Source organism: Bradyrhizobium sp., from assembly GCF_016462955.1.
GTDB lineage: Bacteria > Pseudomonadota > Alphaproteobacteria > Rhizobiales > Xanthobacteraceae > Bradyrhizobium.
Genome location: NZ_JAEMSD010000825.1, coordinates 1 through 1,894, shown reverse-complemented (window position 1 = coordinate 1,894; position 1,894 = coordinate 1). Strand labels below are relative to the sequence as shown.

Genomic DNA, 1,894 nt, shown 5'->3' with positions numbered 1-1,894 from the left:
CCGGACGGCTGGCGTTTCCGTGACGAGGCTTAGCGCCGCCAGGTCGGCGCCAGGCCCTCGCGCATGGCGAAGCGTCGGAGCGGGCCGATAGCGCCGAGGAGGTGCATGCCGACGGCGCGGACCGGCTGGAGCGGGAGGAAGTCGTTGAGCAGCGAGCGATTGGCGATGTCGATCGCGAAGGTCCGGCTCAGAATGTCCGGACGCCGCGCGCGGTCGTAGCGCCTGAGGACCTCGCCGGAGCCGGGGTCCTGGCCGGCTGCGAGAGCTTCGCCCGCGAGCCTTGCGATGTCCGCGGCATCGCGCAGGCCGAGATTGAGGCCCTGAGCGCCGATCGGCGGCACGACATGGGCCGCTTCCCCGACCAGCGCGATCCGGTGGCGGCCGAAGGATTTGGGACGTTCGATCGCGAGCGGGAACAGGTTGCGACCGGGCTCGACCGTCATGCGGCCCAGGATCGAATGCGATTGCTTCTCGATCGCGGCGGACAGCTCCTCGTCGCTGAGGCCGCGCAGTCGCTCGGCGTCCGCAGGCGCCGAGACCCAGACGATGCTGGATCGGTCGCCGGGCAGGGGCACGAAGACGCAAGGCCCGTGCGGCGTGTGGAACTCGGTCGAGACATTGCGATGCGGACGGGCATGGCCGACGTTGAAGGTCAGCGCGTTCTGGTTCAACTCGCGCCGCGTCACGTCGATGCCGGCGGATTCGCGGCAGAGCGAGTGCCGGCCGTCGGCGCCAACCACGAGCCTGGCCGAGAGGAACTGTCCCGATGCTGTGCGCAGCGCGACGTCGTCCGCCTCGATGACGGCGCTTTCAGCCTCGTCGTCGAAGCGGACGAGGTTGGCCAGCTCGGCCGCGCGCGCTTCCAAAGCCAGCATCAGCGAGCGGTTGTCGATGTTGTAGCCGAAGGCGTCGAGGCCGATTTCGTGACAGGAGAAGCGGACCTCCGGCGCACGGAACAGTCGGCCGGTATCGTCGACGAGGCGCATGACCTCGAGCGCAGCCGCCTTGTCCTTGCAGCGTGGCCAGACGTCGAGCATCTCCAAGAGGTCGATGGAGGCACCGAGCAGCGCGGTGGTGCGATTGTCCGCGTAGGGCACGCGCCGCGCCACCAGCGCGGTGCGTGCACCCGCTTGCGCCAATGCGATCGCCGCCGCAAGGCCCGCCGGTCCGCCGCCGATCACCGCGGCGTCATGGAGTGTCGATGCGTCTGTCATGGAATGACATTTGACACGGCCCGCGGCAAATTCAAGCCCACCTATTTTTCCGGATCCGCGGGCAATTGTGCGGCCGAGCGCCGCAATGGCGGATGTGCAAATCACCCCCATTCTGATAGCAGAAGCCATGGATACCCAGCAGGATTCCCTCAAGCCCACAACCGCCATTCGCGCCGCGGCCTTGTCGGTGCATGTCTTCACGGCGTTCGGTGCGGCGCTCGCGCTCCTGGCGATGCTGGAGGCCGTGCGCGAGCATTGGGCGGCGATGTTTCAATGGCTCGGCATCGCCATGATCATCGACGCGATCGACGGGCCGATCGCGCGCCGGCTCGACGTCAAGAACGTGCAGCCGAACTGGTCGGGTGACGTGCTCGATCTGGTGGTCGACTTCGTCACCTATGTCTTCGTGCCGGCCTATGCGATCGTGGCCAGCGGCCTGCTGCTGCCGGTCGCCGCGCCCTTGCTCGGCATTGCCATCATCGTCACCAGCGCGCTCTATTTCGCCGACCTCCGCATGAAGGCCGACGACAATCATTTCCGCGGCTTCCCGGCGCTGTGGAATGCGGCGGCGTTCTACCTGTTCCTGCTGCACTGGCCGCCGCTGTGGTCGACGCTGCTGGTGGCCGCACTCGTCGTGCTGACCTTCGTGCCGTTCCACGTGCTGCATCCGGTGCGCGTCG

Annotated in this window: 2 protein-coding genes; one reads left to right on the top strand and one right to left on the bottom strand. The window is 67.7% G+C overall.

Annotated features, from left to right (window positions below; translation table 11 throughout):
- Positions 1–29: 29 nt before the first annotated feature.
- A complete protein-coding gene (locus tag JHD07_RS38865) occupies positions 30–1,214 on the bottom strand; it encodes a UbiH/UbiF family hydroxylase (RefSeq protein ID WP_291631853.1) in 1,185 nt (394 codons plus the stop codon).
- Positions 1,215–1,299: 85 nt separating this feature from the next.
- Here JHD07_RS38865 and JHD07_RS38860 point away from each other — a divergent pair.
- A partial coding sequence (locus JHD07_RS38860; protein ID WP_291631851.1) for a CDP-alcohol phosphatidyltransferase family protein occupies positions 1,300–1,894 on the top strand: 595 nt, incomplete at its 3' end.

Coding starts and splice junctions, on each gene's coding strand:
- JHD07_RS38865 (WP_291631853.1), bottom strand. CDS start 1,214: ATGACAGACGCATCGACACTCCATGACGCCGCGGTGATCGGCGGCGGA.